This window comes from Streptomyces sp. NPDC002838 (assembly GCF_040295365.1).
GTDB lineage: Bacteria > Actinomycetota > Actinomycetes > Streptomycetales > Streptomycetaceae > Streptomyces.
Genome location: NZ_JBEOVF010000059.1, coordinates 1 through 20,011 on the forward strand (window position 1 = coordinate 1; position 20,011 = coordinate 20,011).

The following is a 20,011-nucleotide window of genomic DNA, read 5'->3' on the forward strand; positions in this document are numbered from 1 at the left end:
GTCGACCCCGGCGATGACGCCGGGGAGGACCCGCCGTCCGCCAACGCACTCAGCCCCGCAACACCCTGCGCTCGCGATCGGACAACTCCAACAACAACGGCTTCGGACCCGGCATCCCCCAACGCCCTACAACCGCCAACGAACTAACGACTCAGGACACTAGTGTGGTCCGTCGTTCGCGCCCAGCGGCTCTCCGATGTCGATGCACATGAGGCGTACCAGAGCGTCTGGTTTCGCCTCGCCCAACAAATCGGACGGATTACAGAGCCGGAAAAGGTGGGGTCGTGGCTGGCCAGTAGCGCTCGGCATGAATGCCTCAAGCTCCTCAAAGAGCGGCGTCGATCTGCTGCGGAGTACTCACGGGCTGCCGTGGCTTTCGCGGATACGAACGGCGTTGAACTCCCCGAGCGTAGCCAGCAGGCCTCTCGTATTTGGTCTCGCTCAGCGTGGGGCTTGACGACTTGGGCTTCGCGGATAGCGGGCAGGCATCGGGATGCGGGTGAATGGCGTGCGCACCTCACTGGGGTGCCGGAGGAAGGCATTGTCCTGTCACCACGCCAACAGCAGCGTGCGGCGTTCGGCTTTCTCATCGCCGCTGCGCGATGCCGCCTTCATGATCTCTGCGGTGGACTGTGGTGGCCCGTGGACTGGTTGCTGCGCACTCGAGCACGCAGCAACGCATTCGTCACGGCAGCAGTAGGCGCTCAGGCGATCTACATCGTAGGTGATGACGGTTTGGCTGCACTCGTAACTGAGGTGTGGGAACCGTGCGGCATCGCGGGCGCCTCACTGTATGGCCTGGCGCGGTGGCTCCGGAGAGTCCGCGGAATCGAACTCGCCACGCAGGAATGCCAGCCTGCCGACGAGTAGGCAGTCATGGCTGTCTCTGCGGCCGTCTGGCAGGGCACGGCTTCACGGACAAACCCGCAGTTCCAGGACTTGTTGCCTGCCATCAACAGGATGTGCGAGCACCTGTCGCGGCGCGGTCCGTCCGCTGCTGAGTTCCTCTACAAGGCTCGCTCTGATGGCAGCTTCTCGGCGTGTCGTACTCGCCCGAAGCGAGCCGTTCACGAAGCGTCTCGCAGACCGTGTGCGCACTACGTCTGAAAGCTTCGTGCTGGTGACCACGAGTTTGGTGATCGCACTCCGGCTCCAGTGCGGCTTCCGTATGCGGCTTAAGACGTCATGCACCCTTACCGAGAACGGACGCGTTCGCTGCGAGCCACTTCCGGATTTCTCTCGCTTCTCGCAGACGCCCACAGAGAAGCAGCAGGTCCGCTTGGTTGCGCAGCACCATGCGAAGTCGTGGACCGAAGCGTGCGGGCGCTACTGCTACGAGTCGGCGGTAAATCTCAACCGATTCGCCGGTGGCTCGCAGCGCACCGGAAAGATTCTGTTGGGCGTTGATGCGTACCTCCGCCCACGCAGACAGTGACGTGGCGAGATCGGGCTCGTGGGCGTGTGGGTTGCCTGCCGCCAGGCGCCGGTAGAGGGCGATTGCCTCGTCGCTGCTGGCGAGGGCTTCGTCGCCCTGCCCCACCGCCGACAAGCGGATGCCGAGGTTGTTCAGTGACGCGGCGAGGTCGGGCTCGTGGGCGGCTGGGTGATCCGCTGCCAGGCGCCGGTAGAGGGCGACGGCGCTCTCGGATGCAGCGAGGGCCTCGGCCCTCCGACCCTGCCCGGCTAGATGCGTGCTGAGGTTGGTCAGTGACGCGGCGAGGTCGGGCTCGTGTGCGGCCGGGTTGGCTGCTGCTAGACGGTGTCGGATCTCCGCCGCCTGTTGCTCGGCGTCCAAAGCGTCGTCCGCGCGCCCGAGCCCCGCCAGGTAGGTGCCGAGGTTGGATAGGGAGCGGGCGAGATTAGCCTCGTGGGCGGCCGGGTTGGCTGTTGCTAGATGGCGTCGGACCTTCAATGCCTGTTGCTCGGCGCCCAGAGCATCGTTCAAGCGGCCCAGATCCTTCAAGTGGGTGCTGAGAGCGGATAGTGCTGTGGCGAGGGCGGGCTCGTGGGCGGCCGGGTTGCCTGCCGCCAGACGCCGCAGGATCTCCACCGCCTCCTCGGAATAGGCGAGTGCTTCTACCCGCCGCCCCAGCTCGGCCAGGTAGGTGCCGAGGTTGGTCAGTGACGCGGCGAGCTGGGGCTCGTGGGCGGCCGGGTTGGCTGCTGCTAGACGGCGTCGGATCTCCACCGCCTGCTGCGCCGCGCCCAGAGCATCGTCCCGTCTCCCGAGCTCCATGCAGTAGATGCTGAGGTTGGATAGGGCTGTGGCGAGGTCGGGCTCGTGTGCGGCCGGGTTGCCTGCCGCCAGACGCCGGTAGAGGGCGACCGCTTCATCGGTGGCGCTGATGGCTTCGTCCCACCGCCCTACCGTAGCCAAGTAAGTGCCGAGGTTGGATAGCGACGTGGCGAGGTTCGGCTCCTGAGCAGGGTTGCCCTCCGCCAGTTGTCGGTCGGAATGGGCCAGTCCGGCACCGAGACGCAAGGCGAGAGAGGCGATGACGCGAGTTGGGTGGGGCAGCGCGGCTAGGACGGTGCTGACGGTCTGACGCGTTGTGGAGGCGGTGTCCAGGGCGGCATCCACGACGCGGAGGAGGTGTTCGCTTTCGGTGATGCGTCCGGAGTTGTAGTGGGCGACAGCAGCGCGGGCCATGACGATGATGAGCTGGGCTTGCTGCCCGGGCGCGGCGGCCTCCAGGAGAGCGGGCAGTGAGATGTCACCGCGAATTAGAGTGCGTGCGGCGTGGAATTCGGCGATGCGGTCTGGTTGGAGAGAGCCCCAATAGCGGCCTCTTTCCGCCGGGTACAACTGGGCCAGCCACGCTGCGGTACGGGTCATCTTTTCAGCGGGCAGGTCTGGGATTTCACCGATGACGCAGCGGGCTTCGTCCTTGCTAGTGGCTCCGCACAGCGCGGCGGCGGCGACCGCTGCGGCCAGGGTGGGGGTAGGGAGGTTCAGCTTGAAGGCCGGAGCTGCGGCGCTGTCCTCCCAGAAGCGTTCTTCGTGCTCCAGCAGAATCTCTTCGGCCGGAGTGTCGGCGGACGTCTCGACGGGCGTAGGGCCCTGCTGCAACAGGGTTACCAGGGCAGTCAGTTGCAGAGTGAGCGCGTTGTTGTAGTGGCCATGACCCAGATCGTCGATCGGCCGGAGAGCATCAGCCAGTGATGCCCAGTCGTGCGCGGGCAGGCTTGGCACACGGGACAGCAGGCGGGCGATGTCGCGGGCGGCGCGGGTGAACGCGGTGATGCGATCCTGCGGCCTACTGTCAGGAATGAGCGGGGCGAGTTCGATGACTTGGGCTGCTTTGAGGAGGCCGCGGGTGCCCGCAGGGGCGTTGAGGGGATCCGTGCGCCATTCGCCGTCGGATCGGGCGAGAACCAGCAATCGCACGCGATGCTGAGAGCGGTGTAGGTGGGTGATCAAGCGGCGGAGCAGACGGGGGCGGGTCTCGGCGTAGTCGACGACGAGCAACAGGGGCAGGGGGGTAGCCAGAGCGGTGAAATCAGGCGAGGGCTCGTGGTCGGTGAGGTCGGGGCGCAAGTGTCCAGTCGCCCAGCCTTCCCGACCCAGTGTGTCGGTCAGATGGCGAGCCAAGCGGGTCTTGCCCTGGCCACCGGGCCCGGTCAACACCTGAACCGACACGGTGGCGGGATCGCCTTCGCACCAGGCGCGCAATTGAGCGAGTTCGTCCTCGCGGCCCTGGAAGGTGACGACTGCGGCGTCAGCACGCAGGAGAGCTGCCGGTGAGTGGAGGTCACGTTCAGATGCGGCGGGGGTGAGCAGGCCTGCCGGTTCCACCGCTTCGAGAACCGGCTCCCAGCCTGTATGCGCGGTGATCAGCTCACGGAAGCCATGGTCAGCCAGGAGGAGGGCCGCAGGAGTGGCGATCAGGCGGGTACCGCCGCGCGCCTGCCGGTCACGGCAGGTAACTCCACAGAGCACGTCACCGTCATAGACGTCGTCGCTCAGTACGGCAGCTCCGGACATCCCCGACCACCGGCTGCCGCCAGAGCCCGCAGGCAGGGCGGCGAGGGTGGGGTCGGTGCTGGACACCTCGTAACGGCTGGCGAGAAGGCCTGTGCCCGGGGCGATGTGGCCAGTGAGGTGTTCGTCCAGGCGGCGGCCGTCAGTGGGGTCCTTCTGCATGCGAGGGAAGCCAGCCAGCGTGACCCGATGGGGGCGGGTCCCGATGAGGCGCCCCCATCGCTGCGGCGGCCGGCTCAGCAGATCGACCAGTGACTCCGGAATCTCCCAGCCGTGGCCATCGTCAACCTCGACCAGGGCGGCATCGACTTTCTCGTCCTTGCGCTGCCAGCGCACGGTCGCGGCAAACTCCCGTTCGCCCGAATCTGGCCGGGACACAGTCACGGCGTCCGGTTCCGTCTCGGACGCCCCCTCGACGACGTGCGCAGCAGTCAGAACCAAGTGCGGCGCAACCAGGTATCCCGAGCCAAATCCCCGCGTGTCCGCGCCCGGCTTGCGTACCCGGACCTGCACTCGGCGGTCGAATTCCACGGCAGTCCCCGTTCTTCAACTATGACCTGCGGTGTACCGACACGGCCTGGGGACTACTCCTCGTCGTTGACATCAACGTCGCCACCGCCCGGCCGGTGCGGTTTGAGCTGCACCGTGACCGTGTGGGACGCCGTGTTTCCAGTCTCTTTCCTGCCGCCCAGACCGACAACACTGAATCTCAAGCCCCCGTCGATCCCGCGGGTGCGCGTCAGTTCCATGCCGAGCTCCAGCGTGATCTCTCCCAGGGTGAACAGCACTCCCTTGTGGCCAGCGCCTGTGCCGTCAGGACTTCCAATCCGCGCTTGCGCCTCAGCGACCTGATCCCGCAGCAAGGTGATTGCATCAGCCAGGTCCAACCAGTCCTGATCTGCACTATTTGCGTTATTCATCACGCTATCCCTTTGTCCTTCTCGAGCCCTGATTCCGCCAGATAGGAACACTCGGGCGACGGGGGCGGTACGGGTTCGGTCGCCCACCATCGGTACCGCACTTGAGGTGAGATTGTCCGTGATATTGCGATCTTGTGAGCAAGTGGTCGCGGCGTGGGTCAGCGGTCTGTGTGAACAGGGCCTGTTCGCTTCCCCTCCGGGGACCCGATTCCCCCACGTGTTCCCCAAGCAGGCCTCCACTGCCGATATGCGCAGGTCGGATAGTGGAGGGTCGGTCCGCTGCAAATCTGCCGGCGGGCCGTCTCAGGGCCGTACGAGGGCGGCCAGCAATGACCGCTAACGATCACCATCGGCCATGGTGGTGCGGCGCAAGGCCAGGCCACCATGGCGCATCAGCCCAGCTAGACCCAGGTATCCAGCCACATCCGCGACCGCCACTCCTCGATCGGGATCGCCGTGCCGGTGAACAAGGGCCAGAAGTAGATGAAGTTCCACGCGATCAGCAGAACCAGGACGCCCGCGCCCGTCGCGCCCACCACGCGGCGCGTGTCGCTGGAGCCTGGTCGGCCGATGATCGTGCCGAGGAGCATGGCGACCGCCAGGCACAGGAACGGGACGAAGACGATCGTGTAGAAGAAGAAGATGGTGCGGTCCTGGTAGAGGAACCAGGGCAGGTATCCGGCCGCGATGCCGCAGGCGATCGCGCCCGCCCGCCAGTCGCGGCGGAAGAACCAGCGCCACAGGACGTACAGGATCGCCAGGCAGGCCACCCACCACAGCAGCGGCGTGCCGATCGCCAGCACCTCGCGGGCGCACTTCTCGCCCGCGTCGACGGGGCAGCCCTGCTTGCCGGGGGTGGGGGACTCGTAGAAGTACGAGACCGGGCGGCCCGTGACGAGCCAGCTCCACGGGTTGGACTGGTAGGTGTGCGGCGAGGAGAGGTTGATGTTGAACTGGTAGACCTCGTGCTCGTAGTGCCACAGGCTGCGCCACCAGTCCGGGAAGAGCCACGACCAGCTGCTGCCCTTGCCGTCGGTGGCCGCCCAGTTGCGGTAGTAGCCGCCGGTGCCGTCCGCGGGGGAGAGGATCCAGCCCGTCCACGAGGCGATGTACGTGGCGATCGCGACCGGCACCGTGGCCAGGAAGGCCAGCCCCAGGTCGTGCTTGAGCACCGCCACGTACGGGCGGCCCGCGCCCGCCACCTTGCGGGAGCCGACGTCCCACAGCACGGCCAGCACGCAGAAGAAGACGAGGACGTAGAGGCCGTTCCACTTGGTGCCGATCGCCAGGCCCATCATCAGGCCCGCCAGCCAGCGCCACGGGCGCCAGCCCAGGCGGGTGGTCTCGGCGATGTGCGCGTCGGGGCGGACCCGGCCGTCGGTGTCCACCGGCAGCGCGGCGGCGAGTTTCTCGCGCGCCCGGTCGCGGTCGATCACCAGGCAGCCGAACGCGGCAAGCACGAAGAACATCAGCACGCCGTCGAGCAGCGAGGTGCGGGCCATCACGAACGCCAGGCCGTCCACCGCCATCAGCGCGCCGGCCAGGCAGCCGAGGAAGGTGGAGCGGAAGATGCGGCGGCCGATCCGGCACAGCATCAGGATCGCCAGCGTGCCGAGCAGGGCGGTCATGAACCGCCAGCCGAACGGGTTGAACCCGAAGATCAGCTCGCCGAGCCCGATGACGTACTTGCCGACCGGCGGGTGCACGACGTACGCCGCGTCCGTCGGGATCGGGGCGTTCCCGTTGTTGGACAGGATGACGTCGTTGACGTTCTTGTCCCAGTTGACCTCGAACCCGCGGTGGACCAGCGCCCACGCGTCCTTGGCGTAGTACGTCTCGTCGAATATCACCGCCTTCGGGCTGCCCAGGTTCCAGAACCGCAGCACGCCCGCGAACAGCGTCACAAGGAGCGGACCGCCCCAGCCGGACCAGCGGGTGATCCGCTCGGCGAGCGTCCTGGACACGCCGAGGACCTGCCACAGCCGGGGGCTGGGCTGGACGTACGGCGGCACGAGCTGGTCGCGGACGTCGCTTCTGGGCTCCGCCGTGTATCCGAAACGGCGCAGCCGCTGTTGCCACGACGGCCGCTGGTCCTGATGGGCCTGCTCCTGCCGGGTGTCCGTGGAGGACGCGGTACTGGTCACCGCGCCATCGTAGGGAACGGTGCTGTGTGAGTCCCGCGCATGGGCGGTAGAGGCGCGGATGCGTCCGGTTCCGTTGGCCTATGGAGGGGAGGCGTCCGCATCCCGGGGCCCTGGGAGGATGGGGACGTGACAGTTACGCCCGGAACCCTCGTCCTCGCAGGCACTCCCATCGGCGCCATCGCCGACGCCCCACCCCGGCTCGCCGAGGAGCTGGCCGGCGCCGACGTCGTCGCCGCCGAGGACACCCGGCGGCTGCGGCGGCTCACGCAGGCGCTGGGGGTGACGCCCAAGGGGCGGGTGGTGTCGTACTTCGAGGGCAACGAGTCCGCCCGTACGCCCGAGCTGGTCGAGGAGCTCCTGAACGGCGCGCGTGTGCTGCTCGTCACCGACGCCGGGATGCCGTCCGTCTCCGACCCCGGGTACCGGCTGGTCGCGGCGGCCGTCGAGAAGGACGTCCGCGTCACCGCCGTACCGGGACCCTCCGCCGTGCTCACCGCGCTCGCGCTGTCCGGGCTGCCCGTGGACCGATTCTGCTTCGAGGGGTTCCTGCCGAGGAAGGCCGGGGAACGGCTGTCCCGGCTGCGGGAGGTCGCGGACGAGCGGCGCACGCTCGTCTACTTCGAGGCCCCGCACCGGCTCGACGACACCCTCGCCGCCATGGCCGAGGTGTTCGGCGCCGACCGGCGGGCCGCCGTCTGCCGGGAACTGACCAAGACGTACGAGGAGGTCAGGCGCGGCGGGCTGGGCGAACTGGCTTCGTGGGCGGCGGAGGGCGTCCGGGGGGAGATCACCGTCGTCGTGGAGGGCGCGCCGGAGAAGGGGCCGGAGGAACTCGACGCCGAGGAGCTCGTGCGGCGGGTGCGGGTGCGCGAGGAGGCGGGGGAGCGGCGCAAGGAGGCGATCGCCGCGGTGGCGGTGGAGGCGGGGGTGCCGAAGCGGGAGGTGTTCGACGCGGTGGTGGCCTTGAAGAACGCCACGTCCGGGATGTCCTCCAAGAGGGGCGCGCAAGGGGGCGCACGCGGCGTCTGAGCACGGCGTATCTCCTCTGAGCGTGCGCCCCATGGACGCGTAAAGAGTCACCGTGGAAGGCAAAGCCCGGAGGGGGTCAACGGGGCGGTATGGCAAGGGACACCCAAATCGGCACCAACACTCGGCAGGTCTGCTGCCTCCGCGCCCGCGGAGGAGTCCACTGAGTCGAAGAGGACGTACCCGTCCTTGTCGTCCAGCGGACACCAGGAGCTGGCATGAGTGAGATCGCCGTCGTCCACGAGTCGTATTCCTTCGCCTGCATGCGCTGCGGGCACGGCTGGGAGCAGTCGTACGAGATAGAGCATCACGTGGACGCCGATGGCCGGGAGTTCGTGCAGTACGTGGTGGGCGGCCAGGTCGTGCCGTCCCCGCTCAGCAGGCCCACGTGCCAGAACTGCGACAACCACGTCGTACGGATCATGCGGCCGGGCCGGGTCGCGTCGGCCCGAAACGCGGCGCACCGGCAGCACCGCACGTCGCCCGCCGGGCCGGTCGAGGCGCCGATGTCCGGGGCGGAGGGGCAGAAGGAGCACCACCACTGGCACCTGTCCGATCTCCTGCACCCGTTCCAGCGCCGGGCGAGCTGACGCCCTCCGCGATCGGTGACGGCGTGCCCCTTTCGTAGGATCGGGGCATGCCTTCGAACGCCGACAAGAACGCCGCGCCGCCGCTCCCGGAGCCCCTCCGGGTGCCGGTCGCCGACTCCCACACCCACCTGGACATGCAGTCCGGCACGGTGGAGGAGGGGCTGGCGAAGGCCGCGTCGGTGGGCGTGACGACGGTCGTGCAGGTGGGGTGTGATGTGCGCGGCTCCCAGTGGGCCGCCGAGACCGCCGCGGCGTACGACGCCGTCCACGCGACCGTCGCCCTGCATCCCAACGAGGCCCCGCGCATTGTCCACGGCGACCCCGACGGCTGGTCAAGGCAGGGCGCGCGCGAGCCGGGCGGGGACGCCGGCCTCGACGAGGCGCTCGCCGAGATCGACCGGCTGGCCGCGCTGGACCAGGTCAAGGGCGTCGGCGAGACGGGCCTCGACTACTTCCGCACCGGCCCGGAGGGCAAGGCGGCCCAGGAGAGGTCCTTCCGCGCCCACATCGAGATCGCCAAGCGGCACGGCAAGGCCCTGGTCATCCACGACCGCGACGCCCACGCGGACGTGCTGCGCGTCCTCAAGGAGGAGGGCGCTCCCGAGCGAACGGTGTTCCACTGCTACTCCGGCGACGCGGACATGGCCGGGATCTGCGCCGGCGCCGGATACTTCATGTCCTTCGCCGGCAACGTCACCTTCAAGAACGCCCAGCACCTGCGCGACGCCCTCGCCGCGGCCCCGCTGGAGCTGGTCCTGGTGGAGACGGACGCGCCCTTCCTGACGCCGGCGCCGTACCGCGGACGGCCCAACGCCCCGTATCTCGTTCCGGTCACTGTGCGGGCCATGGCCGCCGTACGCGGCATCGACGAGGACGCGCTGGCGTCGGCACTCGCGGCGAACACGGCACGCGCGTTCGGGTACTGACCCGTTATTGACCATTTTGTCGAATTTGACCCTTCATCGATCCGCTCGAACGCAACGCTGGGTAGCCGCGTCGCTTTGGAGAGTGACGATTGCTCCGCTAGGTTCTGGGGGCCCGATCCGGACCCCTCTGGACCCCCTCCGGCCCCTGGAGCGTGTCGGCGTGAGCAACTCGCAGTACCAGACGTTCGAGACGTACGGCCCGAGCGATCCGTACGGCGCGGATCCGGCCCACGAGCCGTCGGCGTACGACCCGCCCACCGACCCGCACTCCGACGTGCACAGCGCTCAGACGCTGGCCTACGGCGCGTACCCGGCGCCGGCGCCCTACGAGGACACGTACCGGCCCGCCTACGAGGCGCCGGAGGTGCCCGGGCCCGAGTTGCCGTGGCAGAGCCCGCCGGATACGTCCGTCGTGCGCGCCGGAGCGGGGCGGCGCGGCGCACGCCGGCGCCGGACGCGGTACGCCGAGCGGACCGACGGCATGCGCCGTCTGCTCCCGCAGGCGCTGGTCGTCGCCTTCCTCGCCGGCGGCACCACCGCCTTCGTCGCCAAGGACAAGGCGATCGAGCTGAACGTCGACGGCAAGCCGCGCACGCTGCACACCTTCGCGGACGACGTCACCGAACTGCTCACGGAGGAGGGCGTGGAGGTCGGGGCGCACGACGCGGTCACGCCCGCCCCCGACGACGCGCTCGCCAACGGCGACGAGATCGCGGTGCGCTACGGCCGCCCCGTACGGCTCACACTCGACGGCCACCGGCGCGAGGTGTGGACGACGGCGCGCACGGTGGACGAGGCGCTCGAACAGCTGGGGGTGCGCGCGGAGGGCGCGTATCTGTCGGCTTCGCGCTCCCGGCGCATCGGGCGCGGGGGCCTCGCGCTGAACGTGCGCACCGAACGCTCGGTGACGATCATGGCGGACGGCCGGGCCCGCAAGATCCGCACGAACGCGGCGACCGTGCGCGAGGCCGTCGAGGAGGCCGGGATCACCCTGCGCGGCCAGGACACCACGTCCGTCAAGCCGGAGAGCTTTCCGCGCGACGGGCAGACCGTCACCGTGCTGCGGATCACCGGGACCAAGGAGGTCCGCGAGGAGACGATCCCGTTCGACGTGCAGCGGACGGACGACCCCTCCCTGTTCCGCGGCACGGAGATCGTCGAGCGGCCCGGGCAGCCGGGGCTGCGCCGGGTCACGTACTCCTTGCGGACCGTCAACGGGGTCAGGCAGAAACCGCGGCGGATCAAGTCCGAGGTGGTGCGGGAGCCGCGCACGCAGGTGGTGAAGGTCGGAACGCAGCCGCTGCCGACGTCCGTACAGGGGGCCGACCACCTCAACTGGCAGGGGCTGGCGGCCTGCGAGTCCGGGGGTCGGCCGAACGCCGTCGACTCCTCGGGGACGTACGGCGGGCTGTACCAGTTCGACACCCAGACCTGGCAGAGCCTCGGCGGGAAGGGGCGGCCGCAGGACGCGTCGGCGGCGGAACAGACGCTCCGGGCGAAGAAGCTGTACGTGCGCAGAGGGGCGAGCCCCTGGCCGCATTGCGGGGCGAGGCTGCACGGATAGCCGCCGGTACAGCCCCCGTACCGCCCTCGTACGGCCCCGTACCCTTGTCCCGTGAGCAGCCCTCCCCCCGACGCCCTCCTCGGGCCCGCCGACGTCCGTGAACTCGCGACGGCCCTCGGCGTGCGCCCCACCAAACAACGCGGCCAGAACTTCGTGATCGACGCGAACACGGTCCGCCGTATCGTCCGCACCGCGCAGGTCCGCCCCGACGACGTGGTGGTCGAGGTGGGACCCGGGCTCGGCTCGCTCACCCTCGCGCTGCTGGAGGTCGCCGACCGGGTCACCGCCGTAGAGATCGACGACGTCCTCGCCGCCGCGCTCCCCGCGACCGTCGCGGCCCGCATGCCCGACCGCGCCGACCGCTTCCGACTCGTCCACTCCGACGCGATGCACGTGACCGAGCTGCCGGGCCCCGCCCCGACCGCGCTGGTCGCGAACCTGCCGTACAACGTGGCCGTGCCGGTCCTGCTGCACATGCTCGAGACTTTCCCGAGCATCGAGCGCACCCTCGTCATGGTCCAGGCGGAAGTCGCCGACCGCCTCGCCGCCGGGCCCGGTTCGAAGGTGTACGGCGTCCCGTCGGTCAAGGCCAACTGGTACGCCGAGGTCAAGCGGGCCGGATCCATCGGGCGCACCGTCTTCTGGCCCGCGCCGAACGTCGACAGCGGACTGGTCTCACTGGTGCGGCGGGCCGAGCCGCTGAAGACCACCGCCGCCCGGCGCGAGGTCTTCGCCGTCGTCGACGCGGCGTTCGCCCAGCGCCGCAAGACCCTGCGGGCCGCGCTCGCCGGATGGGCGGGGTCGGCGGCGGCCGCGGAGGCGGCGCTGGTCGCCGCGGGGGTCTCGCCGCAGGCGCGCGGGGAGGCCCTGACGGTGGAGGAGTTCGCGCGGATCGCTGAACACAAGGAGCCCGGTAAGTGAGCGTCATCGTACGCGTCCCCGCCAAGGTCAACGTCCAGCTCGCGGTGGGCGCCGCCCGCCCCGACGGCTTCCACGACCTGGCCAACGTCTTCCTCGCGGTCGGCCTCTACGACGAGGTCACGGTGACCCCGGCCGACGAACTGCGCGTCACCTGCGCGGGGCCGGACGCGGACCAGGTCCCCCTGGACCGTACGAACCTGGCGGCGCGGGCGGCGCTGGCTCTGGCGGAGCGCCGCGGTCTTGAGCCTTGCGTGCACATCCACATCGCCAAGGACATCCCGGTGGCAGGGGGCATGGCGGGCGGCAGCGCGGACGGCGCGGGCGCGCTGGTGGCGTGCGACGCGCTGTGGGGCACCGGCGCCTCCCGCGAGGAACTCCTCGACATCTGCGCCGAGTTGGGCAGTGACGTGCCGTTCAGCCTGGTGGGCGGGGCGGCGCTCGGGACCGGGCGCGGGGAGCAGCTCAGTCCCTGTGAGGTGGGTGGCACCTTCCACTGGGTGTTCGCGATGGCCGACCGTGGACTGTCCACCCCGGCGGTCTTCCGCGAGTTCGACCGGCTGGGGGAGGGCGTGGACATCCCCGCCCCCGTGGCCTCCCAGGAACTCCTCGACGCCCTCGCCAAGGGCGACCCGGACGCGCTCGCCGCCGCCGTCTCCAACGACCTCCAGCCGGCAGCGCTCTCCCTCTTCCCGGAACTCGCCGACACCCTCGCGGCCGGACGGGCCGCCGGAGCCCTCGCCGCGTTGGTCTCGGGCTCGGGCCCGACCACGGCGTTTCTCGCGCGAGAGGCCGAGTCGGCGGCGAAGGTGGCGGAGACGCTGCGGGCGTCCGGGACATGCCGGACCGTGCGGGCGGCGTCGGGACCGGCACCGGGTGCCACGGTCCTCAGCGGCCGGATCTAAACATTCTTCGCCTTATCCAAGTCGCGCCTCTCCCACCGCGGCGTCATCGGTGGTGCCGCAGCCGTGGCCGCCGGTGCCGCGCTCACCCCCGTCGTCTTCGCGGCGGGCGACGACTCCGGCAGTGCCCCTGACGCCGGCACGGACAAGGGCACGACGCCCGAGAAGTTCCCCGCCACCCGCGCCAAGACGGTCAACGGCACCGGCGAGGCCACCACCGCCTTCGCCGCCTCCTACGTCGGCGTCCGCTGGCAGGGCGGGCGGGACGGCGTCGACGTCCTCTTCGCGAACGGCAAGGCGTCCCCCGGCACCTGGCAGCCGCTGACCGGCGGCTGCGCCACCGTGGAGGACGGCGGTACGGCGCTGGTCGCGGCCGGTGACGCCACGGCGTTCGAGGTGAAGGCCTCGGCTGACGCGACGGGTGTGCGCTGCCGGGCGGTCGACACCACCGACGGACCGAAGCGCACCTTCAAGGTGCCGTCGGAGCCCACGCGCGTGCGTGGCGTGCGGTATCTCTCCCGTCCCGCCTGGGGCGCCGACGAGTCGAAGCGGTTCCTGGAGAACGGGCAGGTCAACTCGCCCGAGCAGTACTTCCCGCTGCAGTGCGTCACGGTGCACCACACGGCCACGCCGAACGACGACCCCGACCCGGCCGCGACGGTCCGGGCGATCTACGACTTCCACGCGATCACCAACGACTGGGGCGACATCGGCTACCACTTCCTCATCGACGAAGCCGGCAACGTCTATGAGGGCCGCTACTCCGGCGACGACGGGATCCCCGCCTTCGACAGGGACGGCAACGTCGTCACCGGCTTCCACACCGGCGGCTTCAACTCCGGCAACCTCGGCATAGCCCCTCCTCGGCACCCTGACCGAGCAGGGCCCCACGGACGCCGCCAAGGCCTCCCTGACCCGCCTGATCAAGGTGATCACCCGCTTCGCCACCGAGTGCCCGGGCCAGACGATGTACGACCTGCTCGCCGAGGTCCGCACCGCTGTGGCCCGCTGACCTGCGCAAGCCCACAGTGGCCTGCGGGGGGATCGGTCACCGGCCGACGCGCATTAGGCTGGGAGGCTGACCGATCCCCCTGGGCAGGAGCAAAATGGCCGTCAACCTGGTCAATGTCGAGAACGTCAGCAAGGTGTACGGCACTCGTGCCCTCCTCGACGGCGTGTCCCTCGGCGTCTCCGAAGGGGACCGCATCGGCGTCGTAGGCCGCAACGGCGACGGCAAGACGACGCTGATCCGCATGCTCGCCAAGCTGGAGGAGTCCGACACCGGCAGGGTCACGCACTCCGGCGGCCTCCGCCTCGGCGTCCTCACCCAGCACGACTCCCTCGACCCGACCGCCACCGTCCGGCACGAGGTCATCCGGGACATGGCCGACCACGAGTGGGCGGGCAACGCGAAGATCAGGGACGTACTGACCGGCCTGTTCGGCGGCCTCGACATGCCCGGCTTCCCCCAGGGACTCGACACCGTCATCGGCCCGCTCTCCGGCGGCGAGCGCCGCCGCATCGCGCTCGCCAAGCTGCTCATCGACGAGCAGGACCTGATCGTCCTCGACGAGCCCACCAACCACCTCGACGTCGAAGGCATCGCCTGGCTGGCCAAGCACCTGCGCGAGCGCCGCTCCGCACTCGTGTGCGTCACCCACGACCGCTGGTTCCTCGACCAGGTCTGCACCCGCATGTGGGACGTGCAGCGAGGCGCCGTCTACGAGTACGAGGGCGGCTACTCCGACTACGTCTTCGCCCGCGCCGAACGCGAGCGCATCGCCGCCACCGAGGAGACCAAGCGGCAGAATCTGGTCCGCAAGGAGCTGGCGTGGCTGCGGCGCGGCGCCCCCGCGCGCACCTCCAAGCCCCGCTTCCGCGTCGAGGCCGCCAACGAGCTCATCAAGGACGTACCGCCGCCCCGGGACAGCAGCGAGCTGATGAAGTTCGCGTCGTCCCGGCTGGGGAAGTCCGTCTTCGATCTGGAGGACGTCACCGTCCAGGCGGGCCCCAAGGTGCTGCTCAAGCACGTGACTTGGCACCTCGGCCCCGGAGACCGGATCGCCCTCGTCGGCGTCAACGGCGCCGGCAAGACCTCCCTGCTGCGGGCCATGACCGAGGCGGCCCGGACCCAGGGCGAGGCACAGCCGGCCGGCGGGCGGATCGCCGTGGGCAAGACCGTCAAGCTCGCCTACCTCTCCCAGGAGGTCGGCGAGCTCGACCCCAACCTGCGGGTCCTGGAAGCCGTTCAGCGGGTGCGGGAGCGCGTCGACCTCGGCAAGGGGCGCGAGATGACCGCCGGACAGCTGTGCGAGACCTTCGGGTTCAACAAGGAGAAGCAGTGGACGCCGGTGGGGGACCTGTCCGGCGGTGAGCGGCGCAGGCTCCAGCTGCTTCGCCTCCTCATGGACGAGCCCAACGTCCTCTTCCTCGACGAGCCCACCAACGACCTCGACATCGAGACGCTGACCCAGCTGGAGGACGTCCTCGACAGCTGGCCCGGCTCGATGATCGTCATCTCCCACGACCGCTTCTTCGTCGAGCGGACCACGGACCGCGTCTTCGCCCTCCTCGGCGACGCCACCCTGCGGATGCTGCCGCGCGGCATCGACGAGTACCTGGAGCGGCGCCGGCGGATCGAGGAGGCGGCGGCCGCCTCGGCACCGGCCGCCCTGAAGGCCGTATCGGAGAAGAACGAGAAGAACGAGAAGAGCTCCGCCGACCAGCGCGCCGCCAAGAAGGAACTCCAGAAGATCGAACGGCAGCTGGACAAGATCTCCGAGAAGGAGACCAAGCTGCACGCCCAAATCGCGGAGAACGCCACCGACTTCGCGAAGGTGGCCGAACTCGACGCCGAGCTGCGGGACTTGACCGGCGAGCGGGACGAACTGGAGCTGCGGTGGCTGGAACTCGCCGAGGACGCGTGAAGGGTGCGTGAAGGCGCGTAACGGGGGCATCACGGGCCGGTCCTCCCTTGGGAACAGGGGCTGAACCGGCCCACTGCGTTGTCGGTGCCGGGTGATAGAAAGGGCCGCCTGAGAACTTCATGAGTACGACTCTGGGTCCATTACGTACCTCAGGGCGTGGCTAAAAATCAGTGATTGAACGGGGGAAGCCGCTGATGACTCAGCCGCCCAATCAGCCGCCGCAAGGTGGCTTCGGAGCGCCGCAGGATCAGCCACCACAGCAACAGGGAGGCTTCGGGGCACCGCCGCCCCAGGGCCCGCCCCAGACGCCACCACCTCCGCAGGCCCCGCCGCCCTCCGGCGCTCCGCAGCCCGGTTACGGCTATCCCCAGCAGCCACCACAACAGCCGCAGCCACCGCAGCAGCCCTCCGGCCCGTACGCCCAGCCCGGTCCGTACGCCCAGCCGGGCCCTTACGGCGCGCCAGGCGCCCCCGGCACACCCGGCCCGTACGGCCAGCCGCAGCACCCGGGGCCGTACGGCGGGCAGCCCGGCTACGGCTACCCGCCGCAGCCGCAGTTCCCCGGTGCGCCCGGCACCCCGCCGCCCGGCTCCGGCTCGCGCAACCCCTTCAAGGGCAAGCCCGCCCTGGTCATCGGCGCCGCCGTGGCCGCGCTGCTCGTCATCGGCGGGACCGTCTTCGCGGTGACGAGCGGCGGTGGCGACGGCAAGGGCAAGAAGAAGCCGGTGGCCGGACCGAGCGACGCCCCCAAGGCCACCGGCTCCGAGGCCCCGGTCAACCCCGGCGACGGCAGCGGCGACGGCGGCTCGGAACCGGAGAACCTCAACGAGAACCGCCAGGCCGGCGAGGCCAAGGTGCTCTGGTACAAGGACGCGCCCGACGCCCCCGGTGACGGCGCCGACGCCCCCGGCATGTGGATCACCGACAAGACCGCGGTGAAGGCGGCGTACAAGCAGCTCTTCGCCTACAACGTCGGCGTCGGCAACCCCACTTGGGACCCGATCACCTTCCCGCAGAAGATCTGCGCGGTCACCCCGCAGAAGACGGCCGACGACAAGATCGTCGTGGCGTACATGAGCGGCAGCACCGACCGCGCCGACTGCAACCAGCTCCAGGAGATCGACCTCAACACCGGCGAGAAGGGCTGGACCGGCGAGGTCGCGGACGGCGACCTGTTCGACAGCACCAGGCGGATCGGGCTGTCCGTCACCGGCAACACGCTGATGGTGGGCCGCTCGCAGTCCGGCACGGCGTACGACGTGCGCACCGGCAAGAAGCTGTTCGACAAGAAGAGGTACGGCGCGTCCTGCTTCCCGAGCGCGTTCGCGGGCGGCGCCCGGCTGGTCGTGGTCTCGTCCTGCGCCGCCGGCGGGACGAACGAGCACGACGAGATGCAGGAGCTGGACCCCAAGACCGGCAAGGCCAAGTGGACCCAGAAGTTCGACAAGGGCTGGAAAGCCGTGCGGACCTACTCCGTCGACCCGCTGGTCGTCTACCTCACCCACGACGACAAGAACGCCTGGAACATCTCCACGTTCACCGCCACCGGCAAGTTCCGCTCGCAGGTCGCCTTCGACGAGGACTTCGCCCCCGAGTGCGGCTGGGCCATCCTCTCGCGTGACCTCCAGGGCTGCGAGGGCGTGGCCGCCGACGCCGACACCCTCTACCTGCCCACCGAGGCGACGACCGGGGCGAACGAGATCGTCGCGATCAACCTCGCCGACGGCAAGGAGAAGTGGCGGGTGAAGTCCCCGGCGGACGAGTCGATGCTGCCGATGAAGATCGAGGGCGGCAAGCTCGTCGCGTATGTGCAGCCGTCGTACGACTCGGGCGGCCGGATCGTGTCGATCCCGACGACCGGCAGCAGCCACACGCCGACGAAGCTGTTGCAGATGCCGCAGGGCACCGCGGAGATCGAGAGCGGCTTCTTCTCGAAGGCCGTCGACTGGGCCGACGGGCGCTTCTACCTCTCGACGGCCCGGCTGACCGGCAAGGACGACGCGAAGGAGAAGTTGATGCTCGCCTACGGCAAGTGACCCTTCGCCTCCCTTTCTTCGTCTGCTCCGTCGTCCCCGCCTCCGAGGTGCTCACGCCATGACCCAGCCACCGCCTCCGCCGCCCAATCAGCCACCCAACCAGCCTCCGCAGCAGGGGGGTTTTGGCGCACCGAAGGACCAGCCGCCACAGGCCCCACAGGCCCCGCAGCAGGGCGGCTTCGGTGCGCCCCAGACCCCGCAGACGCCGCCGCCCCCGCCGGGGCAGCAGCCGCAGCCGGGTTATGGCTATCCCCAGCAGCCCCAGCCGCCGCAGACCCCTCCCGGTTACGGCTATCCGCAGGCGGCCCCCCAGCCGCCGCAGCCGCCCGCCGGCTACGGCTATCCCGGGCAGGCGCCCACCCCGACCCCGAACCCGTACGGACAGCAGCCCAACCCCTATGGCCAGCAGCCCGGTTACGGCTTCCCGCAGCCGACCATGCCGCTGCAGCCGCAGGCCGGACAGCCGGGACAGCCGGCCGGTGGCGGGCGGAAGTTCAACACGCAGCTGGCCATCATCGTCGCGGCCGTCGTGGCGATCGCGCTGATCATCGGCGGTGGTGTCCTGTACTCCTCCTCCGGTGACGACGGCAAGAAGGACGACACCGCGAGCTCCAGCGGCGGCACCGGCGGTACCGACGACGGCAAGAACGGCGACGGCGCCGACGGCGGCACCTCGGGCACCTCCACGAAGCCGGTGGAGAAGGTGCCCGCCAACCCCGCCTCCAAGGTCCTCTTCCAGGTCCCGGCGCCCGCGGTCAAGAACGACAGCACCATCTCCACGGCCGGCTCCTGGCTCACCGACAAGGTGTACGCCAAGAGCGGCATCGCCGAGATCGTCGGCTACGACCCCGACAAGGGCACCAAGCTGTGGACGATCAAGCTCCCCGGCCCGGTGTGCCAGGGCAGCAACCACACCACCGCCGACAACAAGACGGCGATCATCTACGAGCCCGAGATGCCGACCAAGGCCGAGCCCTCGCACGGCTGCAGCCAGGTCGCGGCGATCGACCTGAACGCGGGCAAGAAGCTGTGGACCAAGACCGCCAAGTCCGGTGACCAGGCGATCAGATTCAGCAACATCACGGTCAGCGCGAGCACGGTCGCCGTGGGCAGCACCAACGGCGGCGCCGCCTTCGACATCGCCTCCGGCAAGCAGCTGTGGGCCCCGAAGCCGTCCGACACCTGCTACGACTCCGGGTACGGCGGCGGCCCCAAGCTGGTCGCGGTGCGCAAGTGCGGTTCGTACGACCAGCGCGAGCTGCACATCCAGACCATCGACCCGAAGTCCGGGAAGGTGATCACGGAGTACAAGATGGCGACCGGCATCGAGTACGCCAGCGTCGTGTCCACCGACCCGCTGGTCGTGGCCGCCGACGTCGGCGAGGCCGCGCAGGACGGCAGCGGCATCTCGGACTTCTTCTCCATCGACAACAAGACCGGCAAGCTGCGCACCCGGATCGCGGCGCCGAGCGACCAGTACGGCGCCAGCTGCGACGGCATCTCCAAGATCGAGGAGTGCTTCGCGGTGGTGGTCGGCAACGACCGGCTCTACCTGGCGACCGAGGAGCACGACGTCGGCTCCGACGGGCTCGACCAGACCAACGAGATCGTCGCCATCGACCTGGCCACCGGCAAGCAGACCGGCCAGCGCGCCGACGCGGGCGCCGACTACACGATCACCCCGCTGCGGATGGACGGCAGCAACCTGATCGCCTACAAGGAGCCGCCGTACGACAAGGGCGGTCAGATCGTCAGCATCGACGGCGGTTCCTTCAAGGAGACGAAGCTGCTGGAGAACCCCGCCACGGAGTCCGTGCGTGACGCGGAGACCAGCATGAGCCCGGAGTACTCCGAGATGCTCTACTCGCAGGGGCATCTGTTCATGTCCGAGGTCTTCGCCAGCGAGTCGACGAGCTCCAACGACAAGGAGTACCTGCTGATCGCGTTCGGCACGAGCTGAGCGTTCGCGCGAGCGCTGTCGTTTGCGGCCCCGTCCCTGTTCAGGGGCGGGGCCGTGCGCGTACCGCTCATCACCCTCGAATGAGAGGAAAGCCAGAAATTCCGTCGATCCGGGGC

General features: G+C 69.7%; 13 protein-coding genes and 1 pseudogene. 11 read left to right on the forward strand and 3 right to left on the reverse strand.

What is annotated here, in order from left to right:
- Positions 1–150 precede the first annotated feature (150 nt).
- A pseudogene (locus ABT063_RS43515) lies at positions 151–342 on the forward strand (sigma factor); the annotation flags it as partial.
- 841 nt (positions 343–1,183) lie between these two features.
- On the opposite strand, the gene ABT063_RS43520 reads toward ABT063_RS43515, so the two are convergent.
- The 3 genes from ABT063_RS43520 to ABT063_RS43530 all read right to left on the reverse strand — a co-directional run bounded on the left by ABT063_RS43520 (position 1,184) and on the right by ABT063_RS43530 (position 7,046).
- Positions 1,184–4,513: a tetratricopeptide repeat protein gene (locus tag ABT063_RS43520; RefSeq protein WP_351066497.1), complete on the reverse strand. Its 3,330-nt coding sequence runs from the start codon at positions 4,511–4,513 to the stop codon at positions 1,184–1,186.
- Positions 4,514–4,566: 53 nt separating this feature from the next.
- The gene (locus ABT063_RS43525; RefSeq protein WP_351066539.1) at positions 4,567–4,902 is read right to left on the reverse strand and encodes a trypco2 family protein; all 336 of its coding nucleotides are present in this window, start codon (positions 4,900–4,902) and stop codon (positions 4,567–4,569) included.
- A gap of 401 nt (positions 4,903–5,303) precedes the next feature.
- The gene (locus tag ABT063_RS43530) at positions 5,304–7,046 is read right to left on the reverse strand and encodes a dolichyl-phosphate-mannose--protein mannosyltransferase (RefSeq protein ID WP_351066498.1); all 1,743 of its coding nucleotides are present in this window, start codon (positions 7,044–7,046) and stop codon (positions 5,304–5,306) included.
- 126 nt (positions 7,047–7,172) lie between these two features.
- Here ABT063_RS43530 and rsmI point away from each other — a divergent pair, with 126 nt between their 5' ends.
- The 10 genes from rsmI to ABT063_RS43580 all read left to right on the forward strand — a co-directional run bounded on the left by rsmI (position 7,173) and on the right by ABT063_RS43580 (position 19,895).
- A complete protein-coding gene (gene rsmI, locus ABT063_RS43535) occupies positions 7,173–8,075 on the forward strand; it encodes a 16S rRNA (cytidine(1402)-2'-O)-methyltransferase (protein ID WP_351066499.1) in 903 nt (300 codons plus the stop codon).
- A 215-nt stretch (positions 8,076–8,290) separates the two neighbouring features.
- Positions 8,291–8,662, forward strand: coding sequence for a hypothetical protein (locus ABT063_RS43540; RefSeq protein ID WP_351066500.1), 372 nt, complete (start codon positions 8,291–8,293; stop codon positions 8,660–8,662).
- Between the two features lie 47 nt (positions 8,663–8,709).
- Positions 8,710–9,588: a TatD family hydrolase gene (locus ABT063_RS43545; protein WP_351066501.1), complete on the forward strand. Its 879-nt coding sequence runs from the start codon at positions 8,710–8,712 to the stop codon at positions 9,586–9,588.
- A gap of 160 nt (positions 9,589–9,748) precedes the next feature.
- On the forward strand, positions 9,749–11,152 hold the full coding sequence (locus ABT063_RS43550; RefSeq protein ID WP_351066502.1) for a resuscitation-promoting factor: 1,404 nt from the start codon (positions 9,749–9,751) through the stop codon (positions 11,150–11,152).
- A gap of 51 nt (positions 11,153–11,203) precedes the next feature.
- Entirely contained in the window at positions 11,204–12,073 is an 870-nt protein-coding gene (rsmA, locus tag ABT063_RS43555; protein WP_351066503.1) for a 16S rRNA (adenine(1518)-N(6)/adenine(1519)-N(6))-dimethyltransferase RsmA, read from the forward strand.
- Entirely contained in the window at positions 12,070–12,975 is a 906-nt protein-coding gene (locus ABT063_RS43560; protein WP_351066504.1) for a 4-(cytidine 5'-diphospho)-2-C-methyl-D-erythritol kinase, read from the forward strand. The genes rsmA and ABT063_RS43560 overlap by 4 nt, the downstream gene beginning before the upstream one ends.
- Positions 12,976–13,038: 63 nt before the next feature.
- Positions 13,039–14,190, forward strand: coding sequence for an N-acetylmuramoyl-L-alanine amidase (locus ABT063_RS43565; protein ID WP_351066505.1), 1,152 nt, complete (start codon positions 13,039–13,041; stop codon positions 14,188–14,190).
- On the forward strand, positions 14,079–15,899 hold the full coding sequence (locus tag ABT063_RS43570; protein ID WP_351066506.1) for an ABC-F family ATP-binding cassette domain-containing protein: 1,821 nt from the start codon (positions 14,079–14,081) through the stop codon (positions 15,897–15,899). The genes ABT063_RS43565 and ABT063_RS43570 overlap by 112 nt, the downstream gene beginning before the upstream one ends.
- A 194-nt stretch (positions 15,900–16,093) precedes the next feature.
- Positions 16,094–17,935, forward strand: a complete 1,842-nt coding sequence (locus ABT063_RS43575; protein ID WP_351066507.1) for an outer membrane protein assembly factor BamB family protein — start codon at positions 16,094–16,096, stop codon at positions 17,933–17,935.
- Positions 17,936–17,993: 58 nt separating this feature from the next.
- Positions 17,994–19,895 (forward strand): outer membrane protein assembly factor BamB family protein, encoded by a 1,902-nt coding sequence (locus tag ABT063_RS43580; protein WP_351066508.1) that lies wholly within the window; start codon positions 17,994–17,996, stop codon positions 19,893–19,895.
- Positions 19,896–20,011: the final 116 nt, after the last annotated feature.